Below are 24,962 nucleotides of genomic sequence, written 5' to 3' on the forward strand. Positions count from 1 at the left end.
AGGAAAACTCATGAGTAAGAAAAGACGGAATCGTCATAAAACAGAACATAAAGAAGCGCAATTTGATTTTGATGATGCCAAAGAGCTAACGGTTGGAGAAGCCATGCGAAAAAATGAAGAGGTGGAAGCAGGTGTGTTGCCTGGAGATTCTATCTTGGACAAGTATGTGAAACAACATAAAGATGAAATTGAGGCAGATAAGTTTGAAACGCGTCAGTTTAGCAAGGATGATCTAGTTGAAAAAGAAGAGGTAGAAGAGATAGAGGAAACTCAGACTCTGGATAATTTACTTCAAGAGCTTCGTGAGGGAACAGGAGTAACTTCTCCAGCTCCAGAAGATGAATTGCGTCAGTTTGATGATTTAGAATTAACACGAGTTTCAGAAGCTCCTCTTGTCGAAGAATTTGAGAAGGAAGAAGTACCATTGGTAGGAGCGGAAGAGGCTCTCACACGTTCTCGAGTGACAGATAGTGAAGATGGGAAAAGTAAGAAGAAATGGGTGCTTTACGGGATTCTAGGCGCATTAGTGGTTCTTATCCTTGGAACTGCTTATTATGTTTATCGTCAAGTGGATCGTTCGACCAAGGAAATCCAGACTTCTCAATCAACTACAAACACGCAGTCAGATGCAGAAGAATTCAATAATTTATATGATGCCTTCTACACTGATAGCAACAAAACGGCTTTGAAGAATAGTCAGTTTGATAAGCTGAGTCAACTGAAAACCTTGCTTGATAAGCTAGAAGGTAGTCGTGAATATACGCTTGCAAAATCTAAGTATGATAGCCTAGCAACTCAAATCAAGGCCATTCAAGATGTAAATGCTCAATTTGAGAAGCCAGCTATTGTGGATGGTGTCTTGGATACCAATGCTAAAGCCAAATCGGATGCTAAATTTACAGATATTAAAACTGGAAATACGGAGCTTGATAAAGTTCTAGATAAGGCTATCAGCCTTGGTAAGAGCCAGCAAACAAGTTCTTCAAGCTCAAGTTCAAGTGAAACTAGCAGCTCAAACTCTCGTCAAGCAAGCGAAAATACTGCTAGTGAGACAAGTCCAAGTAGTTCAAATGCTGCATCAACTGAAACTAGAAGTACCCGCAGTGAAGTCAATATGGGTGTATCAAGTGCAGGAGTTGCTGTTCAAAGAAGTGCGAGTCGTGTTTCTTATAACCAGTCAGCTATTGATGATAGCAATAATTCTGCTTGGGATTTCGCGGATGGTGTCTTAGAACAGATTCTAGCGACTTCACGTTCACGTGGTTATATCACTGGTAACCAATATATCCTTGAACGTGTCAATATCGTTAATGGCAATGGTTATTACAACCTCTACAAGCCAGATGGAACCTATCTCTTTACCCTTAACTGTAAGACAGGATACTTTGTTGGAAATGGTTCTGGACATGCGGATGACTTGGACTACTAAGCAGTCGTTACAAAATTCTTTCTTTTCAAAAGTAAAAATGATAAAATAAAACAAATTAAACAAGAGGAGTGTCAAATGACAAAAGCTAACTTTGGTGTTGTTGGTATGGCCGTAATGGGTCGTAACCTTGCCCTTAATATTGAATCTCGTGGTTACACAGTTGCTATTTACAACCGTAGTAAAGAAAAAACTGAAGATGTAATTGCTTGCCATCCTGAAAAGAACTTTGTACCAAGCTATGACGTTGAAAGTTTTGTAAACTCAATCGAAAAACCTCGTCGTATCATGCTCATGGTTCAAGCTGGACCTGGTACAGATGCTACAATTCAAGCCCTTCTTCCACACCTTGACAAAGGTGATATCTTGATCGACGGAGGAAACACTTTCTACAAAGATACCATCCGTCGTAATGAAGAATTGGCAAACTCAGGTATCAACTTTATCGGTACTGGAGTTTCTGGTGGTGAAAAAGGTGCCCTTGAAGGTCCTTCTATCATGCCTGGTGGACAAAAAGAAGCATACGAATTGGTTGCGGATGTTCTTGAAGAAATCTCAGCTAAAGCACCAGAAGATGGCAAACCATGTGTGACTTACATCGGTCCTGATGGAGCTGGTCACTATGTGAAGATGGTCCACAACGGTATCGAGTATGGTGACATGCAATTGATCGCAGAAAGCTATGACTTGATGCAACACTTGCTAGGCCTTTCTGCAGAAGATATGGCTGAAATCTTTACTGAGTGGAACAAGGGTGAATTGGACAGCTACTTAATCGAAATCACAGCTGATATCTTGAGCCGTAAAGACGATGAAGGTCAAGATGGACCAATCGTAGACTACATCCTTGATGCTGCAGGTAACAAGGGAACTGGTAAATGGACTAGCCAATCATCACTTGACCTTGGTGTGCCATTGTCACTAATCACTGAGTCAGTATTTGCACGTTACATTTCAACTTACAAAGAAGAACGTGTGCATGCAAGCAAGGTTCTTCCAAAACCAGCTGCCTTCAACTTTGAAGGAGACAAGGCTGAGTTGATTGAAAAGATCCGTCAAGCCCTTTACTTCTCAAAAATCATTTCATACGCACAAGGTTTTGCTCAATTGCGTGTAGCTTCTAAAGAAAATAACTGGAACTTGCCATTTGCAGACATCGCATCTATCTGGCGTGATGGCTGTATCATCCGTTCTCGTTTCTTGCAAAAGATTACAGATGCTTACAACCGTGATGCAGATCTTGCTAACCTTCTTTTGGATGAGTACTTTTTGGATGTTACTGCTAAGTACCAACAAGCAGTGCGTGATATCGTAGCTCTTGCTGTTCAAGCTGGTGTGCCAGTGCCAACTTTCTCAGCAGCTATTACTTACTTTGATAGCTACCGTTCAGCTGACCTTCCAGCTAACTTGATCCAAGCGCAACGTGACTACTTTGGTGCCCACACTTACCAACGTAAAGACAAAGAAGGAACCTTCCACTACTCTTGGTATGACGAAAAATAAGTAGGTCTGCCATGGGGAAACGGATTTTATTACTTGAGAAAGAACGAAATCTAGCTCATTTTTTAAGTTTGGAGCTCCAAAAAGAGCAATACCGAGTTGATCAGGTTGAGGAGGGGCAAAAAGCCCTCTCCATGGCTCTTCAGACAGACTATGACTTGATTTTATTGAATGCTCATCTGGGGGATATGACAGCCCAGGATTTTGCAGACAAGCTGAGTCGGACTAAGCCAGCCTCAGTTATCATGGTCTTGGACCATCGTGAAGAATTGCAAGATCAGATTGAGACAATCCAACGCTTTGCCGTTTCTTACATCTATAAGCCAGTTATTATTGATAATTTGGTGGCTCGTATTTCAGCGATTTTCCGAGGTAGGGACTTTATCGACCAACACTGTAGTCAGATGAAGGTTCCAACGTCTTACCGTAATCTGCGTATGGATGTAGAACATCATACCGTTTATCGTGGCGAGGAGATGATTGCTTTGACTCGTCGTGAGTATGACCTCTTGGCTACTCTTATGGGGAGCAAGAAAGTTCTGACTCGTGAGCAGTTGTTGGAAAGTGTCTGGAAGTATGAAAGTGCGACAGAGACGAATATCGTGGATGTCTATATCCGTTATCTACGTAGCAAGCTTGATGTAAAAGGTCAAAAAAGCTACATTAAAACCGTGCGTGGTGTCGGTTACACCATGCAAGAATAGAAAATAGACTAGGAGAACTCAGTTGTAATCATGCAACTGAGTTTATCCATTTCTTTCTTGAGTTTTTTCTCTAGTTTGCTTAAAAGTTTTATTTTAGCATCGAGCGATTGTGAAGGAAACAATCGCTTTTTTTGTGAAAATATAATAAAATAGATAGGAGAGAATAAATACTTGTAGAAAAAAATAATACTCTTCGAAAATCAAATTCAAACCACGTCAGCGTCACCTTGCCGTACTCAAGTACAGCTTGCGGCTAGCTTCCTAGTTTGCTTTTTGATTTTCATTGAGTATGAGACGGCTTTTTCGTCTAGCAAAAGGAAAAAATGACAAAAAAAGTTGGTGTCGGTCAGGCACATAGTAAGATTATTTTAATAGGGGAGCATGCGGTCGTTTACGGTTATCCTGCCATTTCTCTGCCTCTTTTGGAGGTGGAAGTGACTTGTAAGGTAGTTCCTGCAGCGAGTCCTTGGCGTCTCTATGAGGAGGATACCTTGTCCATGGCAGTTTATGCTTCTCTGGAGTATTTGGATATCAAAGAATCCTGCATTCGCTGTGAGATTGACTCGGCTATCCCTGAAAAACGAGGAATGGGTTCGTCAGCAGCTATCAGCATAGCGGCCATTCGAGCGGTATTTGACTACTATCAGGCAGAACTGCCTCATGATGTACTAGAAATCTTGGTCAATCGGGCTGAGATGATTGCACATATGAATCCGAGTGGTTTGGATGCCAAGACCTGTCTCAGTGACCAGCCTATTCGCTTTATTAAGAACGTAGGATTTACAGAACTTGAGATGGATTTATCCGCCTATTTGGTGATTGCCGATACCGGTGTTTATGGTCATACTCGTGAAGCCATCCAAGTGGTTCAAAACAAGGGCAAGGATGCCCTGCCGTTTTTGCATGCCTTGGGAGAATTGACCCAGCAGGCAGAGGATGCGATTTCACGAAAAAATGCTGAAGGGCTGGGACAAATCCTTAGTCAAGCGCATTTACATCTAAAAGAAATTGGTGTCAGTAGCCCTGAGGCAGATTCTTTAGTTGAAACGGCTCTTAGCCATGGTGCTCTGGGGTCCAAGATGAGCGGTGGTGGGCTAGGAGGCTGTATCATAGCCTTGGCAGCCGATTTGACACAAGCTCAAGAACTAGCTGAAAGATTAGAAGAGAAAGGAGCTGTTCAGACATGGATAGAGAACCTGTAACAGTACGTTCCTACGCAAATATTGCTATTATCAAATATTGGGGAAAGAAAAAAGAAAAAGAGATGGTGCCTGCTACAAGCAGTATTTCTTTGACTTTGGAGAATATGTACACAGAGACAACCTTGTCATCTCTTCCGACGGATGCAATAGCTGATGCCTTTTATATCAATGGTCAACTACAAAATGAGGCGGAGCATGCCAAGATGAGAAAGATTATTGACCGCTACCGTCCAGCTGGTGAGGGTTTTGTCCGTATAGATACTCAAAACAATATGCCTACTGCAGCTGGCTTGTCCTCAAGTTCTAGTGGTTTGTCTGCCCTGGTCAAGGCTTGCAATGCTTTTTTCAAGCTTAGATTGGATAGAAGTCAGTTGGCACAGGAGGCTAAGTTTGCCTCAGGTTCTTCTTCTCGAAGTTTTTATGGACCGCTAGGAGCCTGGGATAAGGATAGTGGAGAAATTTATCCTGTAGAGACAGACTTGAAACTAGCTATGATTATGTTGGTGCTAGAAGACAAGAAAAAACCAATATCTAGCCGTGATGGGATGAAACTCTGTGTGGAAACCTCGACGACTTTTGACGACTGGGTGCGTCAGTCTGAGAAAGACTATCAGGATATGCTGGTTTATCTCAAAGAAAATGATTTTGCTAAGGTTGGGGAGTTAACGGAGAAAAATGCCCTGTCTATGCACGCTACGACCAAAACAGCATCACCAGCCTTTTCTTATCTGACCGATGCAAGCTATGAAGCCATGGACTTTGTCCGCCAGCTTCGTGAGCAAGGGGAAGCCTGCTACTTTACTATGGATGCTGGTCCCAATGTCAAAGTCCTCTGTCAGGAGAAAGACTTGGAGAATTTGTCAGAAATCTTCGGTCAACGTTATCGCTTAATTATGTCAAAAACAAAGGATTTGAGTCAAGATGATTGCTGTTAAAACTTGCGGAAAACTCTATTGGGCAGGCGAATATGCTATTTTAGAGCCGGGGCATTTAGCCTTGATAAATGCGATTCCCATCTATATGAAGGCTGAGATTACTTTTTCTGATAGTTACCATATTTATTCGGATATGTTTGATTTTGAAGTGGACTTGGCGCCAAATCCTGACTACAGTTTGATTCAAGAAACGATTGTTTTAGTGGAAGATTTCCTTGTTTATCGTGGGCAGACCTTGCGACCTTTTTCTTTGGAAATCCGAGGAAAAATGGAAAGAGAAGGGAAAAAGTTTGGTTTAGGTTCTAGCGGTAGCGTCGTTGTCTTGGTCATCAAGGCTCTGCTGGCTCTATATAATCTTTCGGTTGATCAGGATCTCTTGTTCAAGCTGGCCAGTGCTGTCTTGCTTAAGCGCGGAGACAATGGTTCTATGGGGGACATTGCCTGTATTGTGGCAGAGGATTTGGTTCTCTACCAGTCATTTGATCGCCAGAAGGTGGCTACTTGGTTGGAAGAAGAAAACTTAGCGACTGTTTTAGAGCGTGATTGGGGTTTTTCAATCTCACACGTACAACCTGCCCTAGAATGTGATTTCCTAGTGGGATGGACCAAGGAAGTGGCTGTATCGAGTCACATGGTCCAGCAAATCAAGCAAAATATCAATCAGAATTTTTTAAGTTCCTCAAAAGAAACGGTGGTTTCTTTGGTAGAAGCCTTGGAACAGGGGAAATCAGAAAAAATTATCGAGCAAGTAGAAGTGGCCAGCAAGCTCTTAGAAGGCTTGAGCGTAGATATTTACACGCCTTCGCTTAGACAGTTGAAAGAAGCCAGTCAATATTTGCAGGCTGTTGCTAAGAGTAGCGGTGCTGGTGGTGGTGATTGTGGTATTGCCTTGAGTTTTGATGAGCAATCAACTGAAATCCTAAAAAACCGTTGGGCCGATCTAGGGATTGAGCTCTTATACCAAGAAAGGATAGGACATGACGACAAATCGTAAGGATGAGCACATCCGCTATGCCCTTGAGCAGAAAAGTTCCTATAATAGCTTTGATGAGGTGGAGTTGATTCATTCTTCCTTGCCTCTTTACGACCTGGATGAAATCGATCTGTCGACAGAGTTTGCTGGTCGAAAGTGGGACTTTCCTTTTTATATCAATGCCATGACAGGGGGGAGTGAAAAAGGTAAAGAAATCAATCAAAAGCTGGCTCAGGTGGCGGACGCCTGTGGGATTTTGTTTGTGACGGGATCTTATAGTGCGGCTCTCAAAGATCCAACAGTTGACTCTTTTTCTGTCAAGTCTAGTCATCCAAATCTCCTTCTTGGAACCAATATTGGATTGGACAAGCCTGTCGAATTAGGTCTTCAGACTGTAGGAGAGATGAATCCTCTTCTCCTACAAGTGCATGTCAATGTTATGCAAGAATTACTCATGCCTGAGGGAGAAAGGAAGTTCAGAAGCTGGCAATCGAATCTAGCAGACTATAGTAAGCAAATCTCCGTTCCGATTGTCCTCAAGGAAGTGGGCTTTGGAATGGATGTGACGACCATCGAGAGAGCCTATGAATTGGGTGTTCGTACAGTGGATCTATCAGGTCGTGGTGGTACCAGCTTTGCCTATATTGAAAACCGTCGCAGTGGTCAGCGTGATTATCTCAATCAATGGGGCCAGTCTACCATGCAAGCCCTTCTCAATGCCCAAGACTGGAAAGATAAGGTCGAACTTTTGGTTAGCGGAGGGGTTCGGAATCCGCTGGATATGATTAAGTGTTTGGTCTTTGGCGCAAAGGCTGTAGGGCTGTCACGAACCGTTCTGGAATTGGTTGAAACCTATTCAGTCGAAGAAGTGATTGATATTATCCAAGGCTGGAAAGCAGATCTGCGTTTGATTATGTGCGCCCTTAACTGTGCTACCCTAGCTGATCTGCAAAGCGTAGATTACATTCTTTATGGAAAATTAAAAGAAGCAAATGATCAGATGAAAAAGGCGTAACCACCGCCTTTTTTCCATCTTCAGACCGAGGTGACTTTTTCCAATTGTGATAAAATAGAAGGGAGAGGATGAACCTATGAGAAAATTTAAAATCTTTTTATTTATCGAAGCCTGTCTTTTGACGGGAGCTCTGATTTTGATGGTTTCAGAGCATTTTTCGCGTTTTCTGCTGATTTTATTCCTCTTTTTGCTTTTGATTCGCTATTACACTGGTAAAGAGGGTAATAATCTTCTTTTAGTGGTGGCAACCATTCTCTTCTTTTTCATCGTCATGCTCAATCCTTTTGTGATTCTAGCTATTTTTGTTGCGGTCATCTATAGCCTCTTTCTTCTTTATCCGATGATGAACCAGGAAAAAGAGCAGACAAATTTGGTTTTTGAAGAGGTGGTAACGGTTAAGAAGGAGAAAAATCGTTGGTTTGGAAATCTCCATCATTTTTCAAGCTACCAGACTTGCCAGTTTGATGATATCAATCTCTTTCGTCTCATGGGCAAGGACACCATTCATCTGGAGAGGGTCATCCTAACCAATCATGACAATGTCATTATTCTCAGAAAGATGGTAGGAACGACCAAAATCATTGTACCTGTAGATGTGGAAGTCAGTCTTAGCGTTAACTGTCTCTATGGTGATTTGACTTTTTTCAACCAGCCCAAGCGAGCCCTCCGCAATGAACACTATCATCAGGAAACAAGAGACTATCTCAAGAGTAACAAGAGTGTCAAGATTTTCTTGACCACTATGATTGGCGATGTGGGGGTGGTCAGAGGATGAAAAAACAAGCCTATGTAATCATTGCTCTCACCTCCTTATTATTTGTCTTGTTTTTCTCCCACAGCTTGCTGGAAATCCTTGACTTTGACTGGACTATTTTCTTACATGATGTCGAAAAAACAGAAAAATTTGTCTTTTTGTTGTTAGTATTCAGCATGTCCATGACCTGTCTCTTAGTCCTGTTTTGGCGAGGTGTTGAAGAGCTTTCTCTAAGAAAAATGCAGACTAATCTCAAGCGTTTATTAGCAGGGAAAGAAGTGGTTCAGGTTTCCGATTCAGATTTGGACGCCAGTTTCAAGTCCTTGTCAGGGAAACTTAACCTCTTGACGGAAGCACTTCAAAAGGCTGAAAATCACAGTCTTGCTCGGGAAGAGGAAATCATTGAGCAGGAAAGAAAGCGGATTGCTAGGGATTTGCACGATACAGTAAGTCAGGAGTTGTTTGCGGCCCACATGATTTTATCAGGCGTCAGTCAGCAGGCTTTGAAATTGGATAGAGAAAAGATGCAGACCCAGTTGCAGAGTGTCACAGCTATTTTAGAAACTGCCCAGAAGGATTTGCGGGTCTTGCTCTTGCATTTGCGGCCTGTTGAACTAGAGCAGAAGAGTCTGGTTGAAGGGATTCAAATTCTCTTAAAAGAGCTTGAGGACAAGAGTGATCTCAAGGTTAGTTTCAAGCAAAATGTAACGAAATTGCCTAAGAAAATCGAGGAGCATATCTTCCGTATCCTGCAAGAGTTGATCAGCAATACCCTTCGCCATGCCCAGGCCTCTTGTTTAGATGTTTATCTCTATCAGACAGATTTTGAATTGCAGCTGAAGGTGGTGGACAATGGGATTGGTTTTCAGTTGGGGAGTTTAGATGACCTGAGTTATGGACTCCGCAATATTAAGGAGCGGGTCGAAGATATGGCAGGGACGGTTCAGTTATTAACAGCTCCCAAGCAAGGACTGGCAGTTGATATCCGTATTCCCCTGCTCGATAAGGAATGATAAAGGAGTAAAGATGAAAATTTTACTAGTAGATGACCATGAAATGGTCCGATTGGGCTTGAAAAGCTACTTTGACCTCCAAGACGATGTAGAAGTTGTGGGCGAGGCGTCCAACGGGTTTCAGGGTATTGACTTAGCCTTGAAATTGCGTCCAGATGTCATTGTCATGGATATCGTCATGCCTGAAATGAATGGAATTGACGCAACTTTGGCCATTCTCAAAGAATGGCCTGAAGCCAAGATTTTGATTGTGACTTCTTATCTAGATAATGAAAAAATCATGCCAGTATTGAATGCTGGGGCTAAAGGTTATATGCTTAAGACATCAAGTGCTGATGAATTACTCCATGCCGTCCGTAAGGTGGCTGCTGGGGAGTTGGCCATTGAGCAAGAGGTCAGCAAAAAAGTCGAATACCACCGCAATCACATAGAACTACATGAGGACCTGACTGCGCGTGAGCGAGATGTTCTCCAACTCATCGCCAAGGGCTACGAAAATCAGCGTATCGCAGATGAACTTTTTATCTCTCTCAAGACGGTCAAGACCCACGTGTCCAACATTCTTGCCAAACTTGAAGTCAGCGATCGTACCCAAGCTGCAGTCTATGCCTTTCAGCATCATTTGGTAGGGCATGAGGATTTTTAGATGAGTCTAACAGATTTACTTGAGGAGCTAGAAGCAGCAAAAAATCCTAAAAAAGCAGGGCCTATGGAGGCCTATATGCGTCATCAATTTTCCTTTCTAGGCGTTGCGGCGCCAGAAAGAAATAAACTCTATAAAAAATACTTTCCAGAAGCGAAAAAAACAAAGATTATCGATTGGGATTTTGTAGATACTTGCTGGGAAAAAGAGTCTAGAGAATACCAGTATGTGGCTGCCAATTATTTGAAAGCAATGCAGTCTTATCTAACGGAGAACGATTTACCTAAGCTTGAGCGGTTAATCTTCACAAAATCCTGGTGGGATACGGTGGATATCCTAGATCGAGTAGTAGGGAGTTTGGTGTATGAGAAGCAGGAACTGGAAAAAATAATCCTCCAATGGAGCCTGTCAGACAATATCTGGTTGAGACGCATCGCTATTGACCACCAGTTGTTAAGAAAAGAGAAGACCAATGTTCAATTAATGGAAAAGATTCTGCTTCATAATTTGAACCAAGCAGAGTTCTTTATCAATAAAGTCATTGGCTGGACTCTAAGAGACTACTCCAAAACCAATCCAACTCGGGTAGCAGGCTTCATTGAGAAAAACAAGGAAAGAATGGCTGACCTTAGTATCAAAGAAGGGAGTAAGTACCTCTAGCGTTGATTGAAAAGCGCATTCATTACTTGAAAAAAGTCGCCCATTTATGTTATAATAGACTGTATTTAAAAAATTTTAAGGAGAAATGACAGAATGTCTGTATCATTTGAAAACAAAGAAACAAACCGTGGTGTCTTGACTTTCACTATCTCTCAAGACCAAATCAAACCAGAATTGGACCGTGTCTTCAACTCAGTGAAGAAATCTCTTAATGTTCCAGGTTTCCGTAAAGGTCACCTTCCACGCCCTATCTTCGACAAAAAATTTGGTGAAGAGTCACTTTACCAAGATGTTATGAACGCTCTTTTGCCAAATGCTTATGAAGCAGCTGTAAAAGAAGCTGGTCTTGAAGTCGTTGCTCAACCAAAAATTGACGTAACTTCAATGGAAAAAGGTCAAGACTGGGTTATCACTGCTGAAGTTGTTACAAAACCTGAAGTAAAATTGGGTGACTACAAAAACCTTGAAGTATCAGTTGATGTAGAAAAAGAAGTAACTGACGCTGACGTTGAAGAGCGTATCGAACGCGAACGCAACAACTTGGCTGAATTGGTTATCAAGGAAGCTGCTGCTGAAAATGGCGACACTGTTGTGATCGACTTCGTTGGTTCTATCGACGGTGTTGAATTTGATGGTGGAAAAGGTGAAAACTTCTCACTTGGACTTGGTTCAGGTCAATTCATCCCTGGTTTTGAAGACCAATTGGTTGGACACTCAGCTGGCGAAACTGTTGACGTTGTCGTAACATTCCCAGAAGACTACCAAGCAGAAGATCTTGCAGGTAAAGAAGCGAAATTCGTAACAACTATTCACGAAGTAAAAGCTAAAGAAGTTCCAGCTCTTGACGATGAACTTGCAAAAGACATCGACGAAGAAGTGGAAACTCTTGACGAATTGAAAGAAAAATACCGCAAAGAATTGACTGTTGCGAAAGAAGAAGCATACAAAGATGCCGTTGAAGGTGCAGCAATCGATAAAGCTGTAGAAAACGCTGAAATCGTAGAACTTCCAGAAGAAATGATCCACGAAGAAGTTCACCGTTCAGTTAATGAATTCCTTGGAAACTTGCAACGTCAAGGTATCAACCCTGACATGTACTTCCAAATCACTGGAACTACTCAAGAAGATCTTCACAAACAATACGAGGGAGAAGCTGAGTCACGTACTAAGACTAACCTTGTTATCGAAGCAGTTGCCAAAGCTGAAGGATTTGATGCTTCAGAAGAAGAAATCCAAAAAGAAGTTGAGCAATTGGCAGCAGACTACAACATGGAAGTTGCTCAAGTACAAAGCTTGCTTTCAGCTGATATGTTGAAACACGATATCACTATCAAAAAAGCTGTTGAATTGATTACAAGCACAGCAACAGTTAAATAATATTAATAAACAAAAATCCCACCTGATTAGGTGGGTTTTCTTATGCACTATTTTACAAAAATCTCTTTGAGGTCTGCGTCTGTAATCCCAATCATGGCTGGTATACTGTCCCAGTTTTCTTCTGTCAGGATGTAGGATTGTTCAGAGGTACTTGATGTGGCAGTTTCAGAGACAGCTGGTTGCTTTTCTTCAACATTTTCCAATAAATCACTGAAGCGTTCAATCAGATAGGTTTTTCGGGCAGTTCCGATATGTTGGGTAGCATAATCAAAGGCCTGTAATTCGCCTAGTAAGATAAGCTTGCTTTTGGCGCGTGTAATGGCTGTGTAGATGAGATTGCGCTCCAGCATACGCCTGCTAGCACTGGTGATAGGTAGGATAACAACAGGGAACTCACTTCCCTGCGATTTATGGATACTCATGGCATATGCCAAGCGAATCTTGTACCATTCGTTACGTGGGTAAGAGACTTCGTTGCCGTCAAAATCAATGACAATCTCGTCTTGTTTCGACTCGGTGTATTTACCAGGAATCAGGTCTGTGATGGCTCCTAAATCTCCATTAAAGACATTAATTTCAGCATCATTGACCAGGTGAATGACCTTGTCGCCCTTACGATAATGGCACTGGGGAGCTTCAAAACTAAGTTGGTCTTTTTGTGGTGGGTTAAGGAGGTCTTGCATGAGCTGGTTGATGGCATCAATCCCTGCCGTCCCTCTGTACATGGGAGCCAGAACTTGGATATCACGGGCAGGAATACCACTTCTGAGGGCAGCGCCTAAGATTTTTTCAATCGTAGCTGGAATATGGCCACTAGCAATTTCAAAGTAGGAACGGTCTGCTTTTTTCTGGGTGAAATCAGCTGGCAAGATTCCCTGTCGAATTTGACTAGCTAGGGTGACGATGGTTGATTCTTCGCTTTGTCGGTAAATTTTTTCCAAGCGAGTCTGAGGAATCAAGGAAATATGAAGCAGATCAGCTAGAACTTGACCGGGACTGACAGACGGTAGCTGATCGCTGTCGCCCACGATGAGGATTTTACTGTTAGAAGAGATGTTGGAGAAGAGTTGGTTGGCCAGCCAAGTGTCCACCATGGAGAATTCATCCACGATAATAAAGTCAGCATCTAGATAATCTTCCAGATGACTGGTATCATCGTCGCCTGTCATTCCTAAGTGGCGGTGTATGGTCGCGCTAGGCAAGCCTGTTAATTCGTTCATGCGTCGAGCTGCTCGTCCAGTTGGAGCGGCAAGAAGAATTGGCAGGTTGCTTTTTTTCCTGAGGTCAAGTCCTTCTAAAAGGGCGTAAACAGCGATGATCCCATTGATAACAGTTGTCTTACCAGTACCGGGCCCACCTGTCAGGATAAAGACCTTGTTCTGGATAGCGTCGCAGATAGCTTGTTTTTGAATGCTATCATACTCAATCCCTAGTTCTTGCTCGACAGTAGTGATATGTTTTTGAATAGTTTCTAAATCTTGGCTCTTCTGTTTTCCTTTTTCAAGGATACGAACCAAGTGACTGCGGATGCCTTCCTCAGCGAAAAAGAGGCTATTATCAAAGATTTTGGTATCAATTTGCTGAACCTTGTCTTCTTCGATTAGGTAGGAGAGTTCTTGGGCCACTTGGCTGGGGTCCAGTTCCACGGGACGGGAAGACTCAAGGAGAGTAAGGGTTTGTTCTAGCAAATCTCGTGCTTCAACATAGGTATCCCCTGTTTCCATACAGGCCTGAAAAAGACTGTGAACTAGACCGGCACGGAAGCGTTCAGGAGCCTGACTTTCGATGCCAAGTTCCTCCGCTAGTTGGTCAGCAATAGTAAAGCCCAAGCCCTTGATATCCTCAACCAGTTGGTAGGGATAATTTTCAACCACATCAAGGGTTTCTTCCTTGTAAAAGTCTTGAATCTGAAAGGCTAATTTATTGGGAATGCCGTAGTTGGCTAGTTTGGCTAAAACCATCTCCGTTCCGTAGTTGAGACGAAGAGTGGAGACGAAAGCCTCGCGATTTTTTGCAGAGAGTCCTGAAATGCCTTCTAGCTTTTCTGGGTGTTGCAAAATTTCGTCAATGGTATTGTCGCCATAGGTGTCCACGATTTTCTGAGCTGTCTTGAGACCAATTCCCTTGAAATGGCTACTTGAAAAGTACTTAACCAGCCCCTTGCTAGTTGGTTTTGCACGTTCATAACGGCTGATTTGCAGTTGTTCCCCATACTTGGAGTGCTGGACAATTTGTCCCCAAAAAGTATAGTCTTCTCCCTCAATCACATCAGCCATGGTGCCCGTGACAATGATTTCAAAATCATCAAAATCCTCTGCGTCCGTATCGTCGATTTCTAGGAGGAGGATACGATAAAAATTGCTGGGATTTTCAAAAATAATCCGTTCAATGGTTCCTGAAAAATAAACTTCCATAAGATTCCTTTGCATAAATAGGTGAGAGTTAATACTCTTCGAAAATCAAATTCAAACCACGTCAGCGTCGCCTTGCCGTACTCAAGTACAGCTTGCGGCTAGCTTCCTAGTTTGCTCTTTGATTTTCATTGAGTATAAATTTGTTTCTATCTTAATCAAACTGGATAGTGAATAATCATATTCTCACGATAGAAGAAGAGGCTGAGATTGTTGATTCTCGGCCTCTTCGATTTCTTAAAATGTTCCGATACGGGTGATTGGCCAGAAGCGGAATTTAGCTTCCCCTGTGATATCTTTTGCTTTAAAAGTACCTACGTGGCGGCTGTCGCTCGAAACCAAGCGGTCATCTCCGAGGAGAAGGTATTCGCCATCTGGAACAGTAAAGCTAAAGTTGGTGTTGTAATTGACATCAACTGTGAAGGCTTGGGCTTTTTCAGCGATACTTCTAAAGAAAGTTCCTTTATTTCCCTCAAATCCCTTTCCTGAGTAGGTGCTTTGGAGTTTGTCGTCCTTGAAGCGTTTGATGTAGTCTGCTAGGTAAGGCTCGTCCGTCTCTTTGTCATTGATATAAAGTTTATCGTTTTCGTAACGGATGGTGTCGCCAGGCATTCCAATCACGCGCTTGACGATGTCCTTATTGCCATCTTCCTCATGAGCCACCACGATATCAAAACGGTCAATAGGCAGGTGTTTGACAACAAAGAGGATTTCACCATCCGCTAGGGTAGGATCCATGGAATGTCCTTCTACGCGGACGTTACTCCAAAAAAAGATACGGCTTAAAGCTAGTAATGATAGAATCAGGAGGAATAATCCCCACTCTTTTAATAAATTTTTAAATGAATTCATAACTTACCTTTCTAAGCGTTTTTTCGCTTTTTCAGTATTTTTAAAGTGCAGTTTGGCGCAGAAGTTGAGTCCCTGCATACCATAGGCCTGTAAAATCTGGCTAGCTACCTTATCAGAAGCCGTTCCAGCTCCACTTGGAAGTTGATAGCCTAGCTCTCGTCCCAGATTTTCAAGATTTTCCAGAAAGAGATCACGCGCAATGATAGAAGAAGCTGCTACAGCCAAGTATTTGCCCTCAGCCTTTTCTTCTAAGCTGATAGGATTGATGAAACGATTGGCCTCTTGTGCCAAGTATTTGTCGTAATTTTTAGCACTGGTAAAAGCATCAATCACAATTTTCTCAGGCTGAACACCTTTTTGAAGGAGGAGGTAGATAGCCTGATTATGGAGGGCAACCTTAACTGAAACAGCGTTGTAGCGGTCTCCAATGACCTCATTGTACTTGCTTGGTGAGAGAAGCAGTGCCTGGTGCTGGATTTTTTCTTTGAGAATAGGGGCAATCTGACGGATTTTTTGGTCGGTCAGAGTCTTAGAATCCCCCACACCGAGTTTTCGCAAGAAGTCATGTTGGTCAGGTGTGACAAAGGAAGCCACAACTGCAAGCCCACCAAAGTAGGAACCATTTCCCACTTCATCTGTCCCAATTAAAGGGAAATTTTGTCCCCTGGTTTCCTCTACAACTTGATAGCCAAAGAAACTAGCGTATTTCTCGGCTCCTTCTCCCTGAAGCAAAACCTTTCCAGAAGTATAGATAGAAACCGTTGCTTGAGGTAGTCGCAAAAAGTAGCGGATATAGGGATTCTTGCTGGGAGTCAGACTGGTTTGATAGTGTTCAAGAAAAGCCTGAATCTCCTTTTCACTTGGTGTGAGTGTTATACTTGCCATAGTTTCTATTGTACCATAAAAGCAGGCAAATTTGTAAAAACTGACAAAATTAGCGAATTTTGGTATAATATCGTGAGGTGAATTTTATGGCAAATCTAAATCGATTCAAATTTACATTCGGGAAAAAATCATTAACCTTGACAAGCGAGCATGATAACCTTTTTATGGAGGAGATTGCCAAGGTTGCGACAGAAAAATACCAAGCAATTAAAGAACAAATGCCTAGTGCAGATGATGAAACAATCGCTCTTTTGTTGGCGGTCAACTGTTTATCAACTCAGCTCAGCCGTGAGATTGAATTTGATGATAAGGAGCAAGAGTTAGAAGAACTCCGTCACAAGCTTGTGACTTGCAAGCAAGAACAGAGCAAGATTGAGGATTCCTTATGATTTCACTCCTTCTTCTATTGGTCTTGGCTTGGGGATTTTATATCGGCTATCGGAGAGGCCTGCTCTTGCAGGTTTATTACCTGATTTCAGCTATGGCATCTGCTTTTGTGGCTGGCCAGTTTTATAAGGGGCTTGGAGAGCAATTTCATTTGCTGCTCCCTTATGCAAATCCGCAGGAAGGTCAGGGAACTTTCTTTTTCCCATCGGATCAACTCTTTCAGTTGGATAAGGTCTTTTACGCAGGGATCGGCTACTTGCTTGTATTTGGGATTGTCTATAGCATTGGTCGTTTGCTTGGTCTCCTCTTACACTTGATTCCTAGTAAAAAACTAGGTGGTAAGTTGTTCCAAGTTTCAGCAGGTATCTTGTCCATGTTGGTGACCTTATTTGTCTTGCAAATGGCCTTGACAATCTTGGCGACTATCCCCATGGCAGCTATACAAAATCCTCTTGAAAAGAGTATCGTCGCAAAACACATCATCCAGAGCATACCAGTAACAACCAGTTGGCTCAAACAAATCTGGGTGACAAATTTAATCGGATAAAAAGGGCAGGAAATTTCCTAGCCCTTTGTTTACAGATTTGACTCGAATCTATTAGAATGTTAAAAGCTACCATACCTAGACATTTAAAGACAAGGAAATAAAGATGAATAAGAAAATATTAGAAACATTAGAGTTCAATAAGGTCAAGGCCTTGTTTGAGCCTCATTTGTTGACCGAGCAGGGCTTGGAGCAATTGAGACAGCTGGCTCCGACTGCCAAAGCAGATAAAATCAAACAGGCTTTTGCTGAGATGAAGGAAATGCAGGCTCTTTTTGTTGAGCAACCGCATTTTACCATTCTCGCAACCAAGGAAATTACAGGAGTCTGCAAGCGGTTGGAGATGGGAGCAGACCTCAATATCGAGGAGTTCCTACTCTTGAAGCGCGTGCTTCTGTCTAGCCGAGAGCTGCAAAGTTTTTATGCTAATCTGGAAAATGTCAGCTTGGAAGAAATAGCCCTTTGGTTTGAGAAATTACATGATTTTCCGCAATTGCAAGGAAATCTCCAAGCCTTTAATGATGCAGGTTTCATTGAAAATTTTGCCAGTGAAGAGTTGGCACGCATCCGTCGAAAAATCCATGATAGCGAGAGTCAGGTACGTGATGTCTTGCAAGATTTGCTCAAGCAAAAAGCGCAGATGTTGACGGAAGGAATTGTTGCTAGCAGAAATGGCCGTCAGGTTTTACCAGTCAAAAACACCTACCGCAATAAGATTGCAGGTGTCGTGCATGATATTTCTGCCAGCGGAAACACCGTCTATATCGAACCCCGTGAGGTGGTCAAACTGAGCGAAGAAATTGCCAGTTTACGAGCAGATGAGCGCTATGAAATGCTTCGCATTCTCCAAGAAATTTCTGAGCGTGTCCGCCCTCATGCAGCTGAGATTGCCAACGACGCTTGGATTATCGGCCATCTAGACTTAATTCGTGCCAAGGTCCGCTTTATTCAAGAAAGCCAAGCAGTCGTGCCCCAGCTGTCAGAAAATCAGGAGATTCAACTGCTCCATGTCTGCCATCCTTTGGTCAAAAATGCCGTCGCAAATGATGTCCATTTTGGTCAAGATTTAACAGCGATTGTTATCACAGGTCCCAATACAGGTGGGAAGACCATCATGCTTAAAACTCTGGGATTGACGCAGGTTATGGCCCAGTCTGGTTTGCCGATTTTAGCAGATAAGGGAAGTCGTGTTGGTATTTTTGAAGAAATCTTTGCCGATATTGGCGATGAGCAATCTATTGAACAGAGCTTGTCTACCTTCTCTAGCCACATGACTAATATTGTGGATATTCTTGGCAAGGTTAATCAACATTCACTCTTACTCTTGGATGAATTAGGAGCTGGTACAGATCCTCAAGAGGGAGCAGCCCTCGCCATGGCTATTCTGGAAGACCTTCGCCTGCGTCAAGTCAAGACTATGGCGACCACCCACTATCCAGAACTCAAGGCCTATGGTATTGAGACAGCCTTTGTGCAAAATGCCAGCATGGAGTTTGATACTGCGACTCTTCGCCCGACCTATCGCTTTATGCAGGGTGTTCCTGGCCGAAGCAATGCCTTTGAAATTGCTAAACGTCTAGGCCTATCTGAAGTTATCGTGTGGGATGCCAGTCAGCAGGTCGATCAGGACAATGATGTCAATCGCATCATTGAGCAACTGGAAGAGCAGACGCTAGAGAGTCGCAAACGCTTGGATAATATCCGTGAGGTCGAGCAAGAAAACCTCAAGATGAACCGTGCTCTCAAAAAACTCTACAACGAGCTCAATCGTGAAAAGGAAACCGAACTTAATAAGGCGCGTGAACAAGCTAGTGAGATTGTAGACATGGCCCTAAGTGAAAGTGACCAGATTCTCAAAAATCTCCACAGTAAATCGCAACTCAAGCCCCATGAAATCATTGAAGCCAAGGCCAAACTGAAAAAATTGGCTCCTGAAAAAGTGGACTTGTCTAAAAACAAGGTCCTTCAAAAGGCCAAGAAAAAACGAGCACCAAAGGTGGGAGATGATATCGTGGTGCTCAGCTATGGTCAGCGAGGTACCTTGACCAGTCAACTCAAGGACGGCCGCTGGGAAGCCCAAGTTGGCTTGATTAAGATGACCTTAGAAGAGAAAGAATTTGACCTCATTCAAGCCCAGCAAGAAAAGCAAGTCAAGAAGAAACAGGTCAATGTTGTGAAACGAACTTCTGGTCGAGGACCTCAAGCCAGACTGGACCTTCGAGGCAAGCGCTATGAAGAAGCCATGAATGAGCTAGATGCCTTTATCGACCAAGCCCTACTTAACAATATGGCTCAAGTTGATATCATCCATGGTATCGGAACAGGTGTCATCCGTGAAGGTGTCACCAAATACCTACAAAGAAACAAGCATGTCAAGAGTTTCGGCTATGCCCCACAAAATGCTGGGGGCAGTGGTGCGACTATTGTCACTTTTAAAGGATAGCAGTATTCTAGATTTTATAAAGTAAAAACTGTTGAACTCATTTTTACTAATAAACACATTGACAAAAGCCAACATTTTTTGTAAAATAAGAATCAATTAAATACCAACACCGAATGAAGTTTAATAGAAGTGGGGAATCGTTTGATTTTCCATGACTGTAAATGGACGGAACTCTGGAGAGACCGTAAAGGCACCGAAGGGGCAAGGCAGGCAACTGCTCAAACTCTCAGGTAAAAGGACAGAGCTAGGATAGACCGCTTTTTAGTATTTATCTAAGCATTCCAGAGTACATGTATCTTACATGTGCTCTTTCTTTTGGGGTTGAACAGATAGGAGAAGGAAATGTTAGAATTGCTTAAATCAATCGATGCTTTTGCTTGGGGCCCACCCCTCTTGATTTTATTGGTCGGGACAGGGATTTACCTAACTGCTCGTCTAGGACTCTTGCAGGTTTTGCGTCTGCCCAAGGCCTTCCAGCTTATTTTTACCAAGGATAAGGGGCATGGCGATGTATCCAGCTTTGCGGCACTATGTACAGCCCTAGCAGCGACAGTTGGTACGGGAAATATTATCGGGGTGGCGACGGCTATCAAGGTCGGTGGCCCAGGAGCCCTCTTTTGGATGTGGATGGCTGCTTTCTTTGGGATGGCTACCAAGTATGCAGAAGGACTACTAGCTATCAAATACCGTACCAAGGATGACCATGGTGCAGTAGCGGGAGGTCCGATGCACTATATCCTTCTAGGGATGGGAGAAAAGTGGCGACCACTTGCCATCTTCTTTGCCCTGGCAGGTGTGCTAGTAGCTTTGCTGGGAATCGGAACCTTCACCCAAGTCAACTCGATTACAGAATCTATCCAAAATACAACAACAATTTCGCCAGCCATCACTGCTCTTGTATTGTCAGTATTTGTAGCGATTGCAGTCTTTGGTGGCCTCAAGTCCATTTCTAAGGTTTCAACTACAGTTGTTCCTTTTATGGCCATCATCTATATTTTGGGAACTCTTACAGTTATTTTCTTTAATATTGGGAAAATCCCTGCCACAATCGCTTTAATCTTGACATCAGCATTTAGTCCTGTTGCTGTGGTAGGTGGATTTGCAGGTGCTAGCATTCGAATGGCTATTCAAAATGGTGTAGCGCGTGGTGTGTTCTCAAACGAATCTGGTCTGGGTTCGGCTCCCATTGCAGCGGCTGCGGCTAAGACAAATGAACCAGTAGAGCAAGGTTTGATTTCCATGACAGGAACCTTTATTGACACCCTTATTATCTGTACCTTGACTGGTTTAACAATCTTGGTGACTGGTGTTTGGAGTGGTGATTTGAATGGAGTTGCCTTGACTCAGTCAGCCTTCTCAACAGTCTTTTCACACTTTGGACCTGCTCTCTTGACCATCTTCCTTGTGCTTTTTGCCTTTACAACGATTCTAGGTTGGAACTATTATGGAGAACGCTGTTTCGAGTTTCTCTTTGGGGTTCGTTTTATCTGGCTCTACCGTGTGGTTTTTGTACTCATGGTCTTGCTGGGAGGATTCATCGAGTTGGATATGGTTTGGATTATCGCAGATATTGTCAATGCTTTGATGGCTCTACCAAACTTGATTGCCCTCTTAGTTTTATCTCCAGTTGTTATTGCTGAAACTAAAAAGTATTTTAATAAATAATGGAATCACACATCTCGTGTGATTTTTTGCTTTCATAAAAAATTTCTATCAGTGCAATTTAAAATATATATTATACACGGTATAGAATCTGTGATAGACTAGATTTCAACAAAATGAAAAGAGGTTTTATGATGACAACATTTACAATCCATACAGTCGAATCAGCACCAGCAGAAGTGAAAGAAGTTCTTGAAACAGTAGAAAAAGATAACAATGGCTATATTCCTAACCTAATTGGTCTCTTGGCTAATGCACCGACTGCTTTAGAGGCTTACCGTACTGTCGGAGCTATCAACCGTCGCAACAGCTTGACACCCGTTGAGCGTGAAGTGGTGCAAATCACAGCAGCCGTAACCAATGGTTGTGCCTTCTGCGTCGCAGGTCACACAGCCTTTTCAATCAAACAAATCCAGATGAATGATGACCTTTTGCAAGCCCTCCGCAATCGTACTCCAATTGAAACAGATCCTAAATTGGACACCCTAGCTAAGTTTACCTTGGCGGTTATCAATACCAAGGGTCGTGTAGGAGATGAAGCCTTATCTGAATTTTTAGAAGCTGGCTACACCCAACAAAATGCCTTGGATGTGGTTCTTGGTGTCAGCCTAGCAAGCCTTTGTAACTATGCCAACAACCTAGCTAATACCCCAATTAATCCAGAATTGCAACCTTATGCTTAATTCATATCTGAGTAAAATGAAGTCTGAAATAATCGGACTTCGTTTTTTTATCCCCTCATTTAAGCACTTTTATGCTATACTGAAGCTGACATGATTATTGGAGGTTAAGATGAAAAAACTCCCCTTAGTATTTTCAGGTTGTTTGCTAGGTTTGGCAGGAGCTGGAAATCTCGTTTTAGATATGTTGCCAGTTCTGTCACATCTACTGAGTCTGTCTGGTTTGATTTTGTGGATATTCTTTCTGATTTTTCATTTGCTCAATTGGAAAGAAAGCAAGCAAGAATTGGCCAAGCCCCCTCTTTTGTCAGGGATGGCCACTTTTCCTATGGCTGGGATGATTTTATCGACCTATGTCTTTCGTGTGTTCCCTCATCTTCCTATAGTAGCGCAGGGTCTCTGGTGGTTTTCATTTCTCTTGGATTTGGCCTTGATTGCTGGTTTTACCATCAAATTTGCCTGTCCTGGTCGGAGGGTTCATGCTACTCCAAGCTGGACGGTTCTCTATGTGGGGATAGCAGTGGCAGCCTTAACCTATCCTCTTGTAGGCATCATCGAAATTGCCTATGCGACCTTGAGTTTTGGATTTCTCTTGACCTTCTATCTCTATCCGCTTATTTATAGCGATTTAAAGAAACATCCACTCCCACTAGCCATGCTTGGACAAGAAGGGATTTACTGTGCTCCTTTCTCTCTACTCTTGGCTTCTCTGGTTCGGGTTGGAGGAGCTAGCCTACCGACTTGGATCTTAATCGTTATGATTTTATCTTCCCAATCCTTCTTTTTCTTTGTTTTGACTCGCCTGCCTAATATTTTAAAACAAGGTTTTCAACCGGCCTTCTCAGCCCTCACCTTCCCAACCATTATCACAGCTACCTCGCTTAAGATGGCTCAGGGAATCTTGAAACTTCCATTTTTGGATTATTTGGTACTGGCTGAAACCGCTATTTGCTTAATTATTTTACTCTTTGTATTAGGAGCTTATCTGAATTGGTTACGAAAAAAGGTCTAGCTAGAAATAGCTAAACCTTATTTTTTATGGTTTGATGACTTCAGCTCCACCCATGTATGGACGAAGTACTTCTGGGATGGTCACAGAACCATCTTCATTTTGGTAGTTTTCAAGAATAGCAGCCACTGTACGTCCAACTGCAAGTCCAGAACCGTTCAAGGTATGGAGCAATTTAACCTTGCCATCAGCTTCATCACGGTAACGGATTTGGGCACGACGGGCTTGGAAATCTTCTGTGTTTGAACAGCTTGAGATTTCACGGTAATTGTTTTGCGCTGGAATCCATACTTCCAAGTCGTAAGTTTTGGCAGCTGAGAAGCCCATATCTCCAGTAGAGAGAGCAACGACACGGTATGGAAGGTTAAGTTTTTGAAGGATATTTTCAGCGTTGGCTGTCATTTTTTCCAATTCTTCGTAAGATTCTTCTGGTTTGGCAAATTTAACCATTTCAACCTTGTGGAATTGGTGCAAACGAATCAAGCCACGCGTATCACGACCAGCTGAACCAGCCTCAGAACGGAATGATGGGCTCATAGCAGTGAAGTAGATTGGCAGGTCTTTACCGTCCAGGATTTCATCACGGTAGTAGTTTGTTAGAGGAACTTCAGCTGTAGGAATCAGGATATAATTGCTGTCGCTCAATTCAAAAGTATCTTCCTTGAATTTTGGATATTGACCAGTACCAAACATAGAATCGTGGTTAACCATGTAAGGTGTGATGACTTCTGTATAGCCTTCTTTTCCATGTTCATCCAACATAAAGTTGTAGAGAGCACGTTCCAAACGAGCACCGAGACCTTTATAGAAGAGGAAGCGAGCTCCTGTTACCTTACCACCGCGTTCCCAGTCAAGGATACCAAGGTCTTCACCAAGATCCCAGTGAGCTTTTGGCTCGAAGTCAAACTCGCGTGGAGTACCCCAACGGCGAACTTCCACATTGTCGTCTTCGTCAGCCCCAACAGGAACGCTGTCAGCTGGGATATTTGGAAGAGTCGTGGTAAATTCTGTCAATTTAGCATCGATTTCTGCCAATTCAGCATCCAATGCCTTGACCTCAGCAGATAGATTTTGCATGGCAGCAATCTTGTTATCTGCATTTTCCTTGTTGCGCTTAGCTTGGGCAATCTCAGCAGAAACTGTGTTACGTTCTGCTTTTAAAGTTTCAACCTTAACCAAGATGTCACGACGTTTAGCATCGATTTCTTTCATCTCATTCAAGACAGCAGCATCTACACCACGTGTAGCCAATTTTTCTGCGACAGCATCAAAGTCTGTACGAATACGTTTGATATCTAACATAAGAACTCCTTTATGAAAAAAGCACACCTGACAAAGCGTTGGAGTGGCAGGGCCACGGTTCCATCCAACTTCACAGGAGTGCACTTGATTGTGTATGCAATTGTTACTAACGGTAGAATTTCACCTATCCCTCCTATCTGCTCGCAGCATCCGCAGACTTTCTGAAAGAAGAAGATAACCTACTTATCCGTTGCTATGATTATACTAAAGTTTCTACTTTTTTGCAAATAGATTTTTAAATTTTTGACTAATGGTTTGAATCAGGGTCGGAAGTTTCACGACCTTGTCATTTCCGAGTTTTTCGCGTGCAATTTTAAGAATGGCACCTGAGTCTTTTGAAGCAAAGAGGAATTTTCCTCTGTCTGTAAAGACTTCGAAGTGGCGACTGATTTTGCGACCAGTGACATTGGCTCCAATCTGGTTGATATGGCTCCAAGGAATCTGGATAAATTGTTCAACATTGACATCTGGGTAAAATTCCAAAGCCTGATCTCCGACAAGGAATTTCCCAACTTTCCCAGCTATAGAGAGATAGGAAGTTCCTGTCGTATTGAGAAGCACTGTTTTGTTAAGAGATTGGGCCAT

The 24,962-nt window shown here is 42.7% G+C and carries 23 protein-coding genes and 1 riboswitch; of the genes, 18 read left to right on the plus strand and 5 right to left on the minus strand.

The window, feature by feature from the left end; all coding sequences use genetic code 11:
• The first annotated feature begins 10 nt into the window (after positions 1-10).
• From HMPREF2764_RS08440 to tig, 12 genes are all read left to right on the plus strand, one after another.
• Positions 11-1,429 carry a cell division site-positioning protein MapZ gene (locus HMPREF2764_RS08440; protein WP_070528768.1) on the plus strand — a complete coding sequence of 473 codons (1,419 nt, stop codon included), beginning with the start codon at positions 11-13 and terminating at the stop codon, positions 1,427-1,429.
• A gap of 75 nt (positions 1,430-1,504) precedes the next feature.
• The gene (gndA, locus tag HMPREF2764_RS08445; protein WP_000158781.1) at positions 1,505-2,929 is read left to right on the plus strand and encodes an NADP-dependent phosphogluconate dehydrogenase; all 1,425 of its coding nucleotides are present in this window, start codon (positions 1,505-1,507) and stop codon (positions 2,927-2,929) included.
• A gap of 11 nt (positions 2,930-2,940) precedes the next feature.
• Positions 2,941-3,630, plus strand: coding sequence for a response regulator transcription factor (locus HMPREF2764_RS08450; protein WP_050283620.1), 690 nt, complete (start codon positions 2,941-2,943; stop codon positions 3,628-3,630).
• 323 nt (positions 3,631-3,953) lie between these two features.
• Positions 3,954-4,832, plus strand: coding sequence for a mevalonate kinase (gene mvk / locus HMPREF2764_RS08455; RefSeq protein WP_020902966.1), 879 nt, complete (start codon positions 3,954-3,956; stop codon positions 4,830-4,832).
• Entirely contained in the window at positions 4,814-5,767 is a 954-nt protein-coding gene (mvaD, locus tag HMPREF2764_RS08460; protein WP_070528772.1) for a diphosphomevalonate decarboxylase, read from the plus strand. Before mvk ends, mvaD begins: the two co-directional genes overlap by 19 nt.
• Positions 5,754-6,761 carry a phosphomevalonate kinase gene (locus HMPREF2764_RS08465; RefSeq protein WP_070528775.1) on the plus strand — a complete coding sequence of 336 codons (1,008 nt, stop codon included), beginning with the start codon at positions 5,754-5,756 and terminating at the stop codon, positions 6,759-6,761. Before mvaD ends, HMPREF2764_RS08465 begins: the two co-directional genes overlap by 14 nt.
• A complete protein-coding gene (gene fni / locus HMPREF2764_RS08470) occupies positions 6,745-7,755 on the plus strand; it encodes a type 2 isopentenyl-diphosphate Delta-isomerase (protein ID WP_049486948.1) in 1,011 nt (336 codons plus the stop codon). Before HMPREF2764_RS08465 ends, fni begins: the two co-directional genes overlap by 17 nt.
• Positions 7,756-7,831: 76 nt before the next feature.
• A complete protein-coding gene (liaF, locus tag HMPREF2764_RS08475) occupies positions 7,832-8,530 on the plus strand; it encodes a cell wall-active antibiotics response protein LiaF (protein WP_070528777.1) in 699 nt (232 codons plus the stop codon).
• Positions 8,527-9,522 (plus strand): envelope stress sensor histidine kinase LiaS, encoded by a 996-nt coding sequence (locus HMPREF2764_RS08480; RefSeq protein ID WP_070528780.1) that lies wholly within the window; start codon positions 8,527-8,529, stop codon positions 9,520-9,522. The genes liaF and HMPREF2764_RS08480 overlap by 4 nt, the downstream gene beginning before the upstream one ends.
• A 13-nt stretch (positions 9,523-9,535) precedes the next feature.
• Entirely contained in the window at positions 9,536-10,168 is a 633-nt protein-coding gene (locus HMPREF2764_RS08485; protein ID WP_070528784.1) for a response regulator transcription factor, read from the plus strand.
• Positions 10,169-10,825, plus strand: coding sequence for a DNA alkylation repair protein (locus HMPREF2764_RS08490; RefSeq protein WP_070528787.1), 657 nt, complete (start codon positions 10,169-10,171; stop codon positions 10,823-10,825). It begins immediately after the preceding gene.
• Positions 10,826-10,918: 93 nt separating this feature from the next.
• On the plus strand, positions 10,919-12,202 hold the full coding sequence (gene tig, locus HMPREF2764_RS08495) for a trigger factor (RefSeq protein WP_070528791.1): 1,284 nt from the start codon (positions 10,919-10,921) through the stop codon (positions 12,200-12,202).
• Positions 12,203-12,249: 47 nt separating this feature from the next.
• Here the strand turns inward: tig and HMPREF2764_RS08500 are convergent, their stop codons facing one another.
• From HMPREF2764_RS08500 to rnhC, 3 genes are all read right to left on the minus strand, one after another.
• A complete protein-coding gene (locus tag HMPREF2764_RS08500; RefSeq protein ID WP_070528794.1) occupies positions 12,250-14,616 on the minus strand; it encodes an SF1B family DNA helicase RecD2 in 2,367 nt (788 codons plus the stop codon).
• Positions 14,617-14,850: 234 nt separating this feature from the next.
• Entirely contained in the window at positions 14,851-15,465 is a 615-nt protein-coding gene (lepB, locus tag HMPREF2764_RS08505; RefSeq protein ID WP_070528798.1) for a signal peptidase I, read from the minus strand.
• A gap of 3 nt (positions 15,466-15,468) precedes the next feature.
• The gene (rnhC, locus tag HMPREF2764_RS08510) at positions 15,469-16,350 is read right to left on the minus strand and encodes a ribonuclease HIII (protein WP_070528801.1); all 882 of its coding nucleotides are present in this window, start codon (positions 16,348-16,350) and stop codon (positions 15,469-15,471) included.
• Positions 16,351-16,436: 86 nt separating this feature from the next.
• Between rnhC and zapA the strand changes: the two genes are divergently transcribed.
• The 6 genes from zapA (at position 16,437) to HMPREF2764_RS08540 (ending at position 23,078) form a co-directional block, all read left to right on the plus strand.
• Positions 16,437-16,739 carry a cell division protein ZapA gene (gene zapA, locus HMPREF2764_RS08515; RefSeq protein WP_000002019.1) on the plus strand — a complete coding sequence of 101 codons (303 nt, stop codon included), beginning with the start codon at positions 16,437-16,439 and terminating at the stop codon, positions 16,737-16,739.
• Positions 16,736-17,284 carry a CvpA family protein gene (locus HMPREF2764_RS08520; RefSeq protein WP_000624513.1) on the plus strand — a complete coding sequence of 183 codons (549 nt, stop codon included), beginning with the start codon at positions 16,736-16,738 and terminating at the stop codon, positions 17,282-17,284. Before zapA ends, HMPREF2764_RS08520 begins: the two co-directional genes overlap by 4 nt.
• 103 nt (positions 17,285-17,387) lie before the next feature.
• Positions 17,388-19,724 carry an endonuclease MutS2 gene (locus tag HMPREF2764_RS08525; RefSeq protein ID WP_070528804.1) on the plus strand — a complete coding sequence of 779 codons (2,337 nt, stop codon included), beginning with the start codon at positions 17,388-17,390 and terminating at the stop codon, positions 19,722-19,724.
• 163 nt (positions 19,725-19,887) lie between these two features.
• Positions 19,888-19,976, plus strand: a riboswitch (glycine riboswitch).
• A 90-nt stretch (positions 19,977-20,066) separates the two neighbouring features.
• Complete coding sequence (locus HMPREF2764_RS08530; RefSeq protein ID WP_070528807.1) at positions 20,067-21,389, plus strand: alanine/glycine:cation symporter family protein; 1,323 nt, start codon at positions 20,067-20,069, stop codon at positions 21,387-21,389.
• Positions 21,390-21,520: 131 nt separating this feature from the next.
• Complete coding sequence (locus HMPREF2764_RS08535; protein WP_004256949.1) at positions 21,521-22,069, plus strand: carboxymuconolactone decarboxylase family protein; 549 nt, start codon at positions 21,521-21,523, stop codon at positions 22,067-22,069.
• 109 nt (positions 22,070-22,178) lie between these two features.
• Complete coding sequence (locus tag HMPREF2764_RS08540; protein WP_070528809.1) at positions 22,179-23,078, plus strand: TDT family transporter; 900 nt, start codon at positions 22,179-22,181, stop codon at positions 23,076-23,078.
• Between the two features lie 24 nt (positions 23,079-23,102).
• On the opposite strand, the gene serS is transcribed toward HMPREF2764_RS08540, so the two are convergent.
• Entirely contained in the window at positions 23,103-24,377 is a 1,275-nt protein-coding gene (gene serS, locus HMPREF2764_RS08545) for a serine--tRNA ligase (protein ID WP_070528811.1), read from the minus strand.
• Positions 24,378-24,590: 213 nt separating this feature from the next.
• On the minus strand, positions 24,591-24,962 hold the full coding sequence (locus HMPREF2764_RS08550; RefSeq protein ID WP_000079350.1) for a DUF956 family protein: 372 nt from the start codon (positions 24,960-24,962) through the stop codon (positions 24,591-24,593).

The sequence above is a fragment of the Streptococcus sp. HMSC073F11 genome (assembly GCF_001810785.1).
GTDB lineage: Bacteria > Bacillota > Bacilli > Lactobacillales > Streptococcaceae > Streptococcus.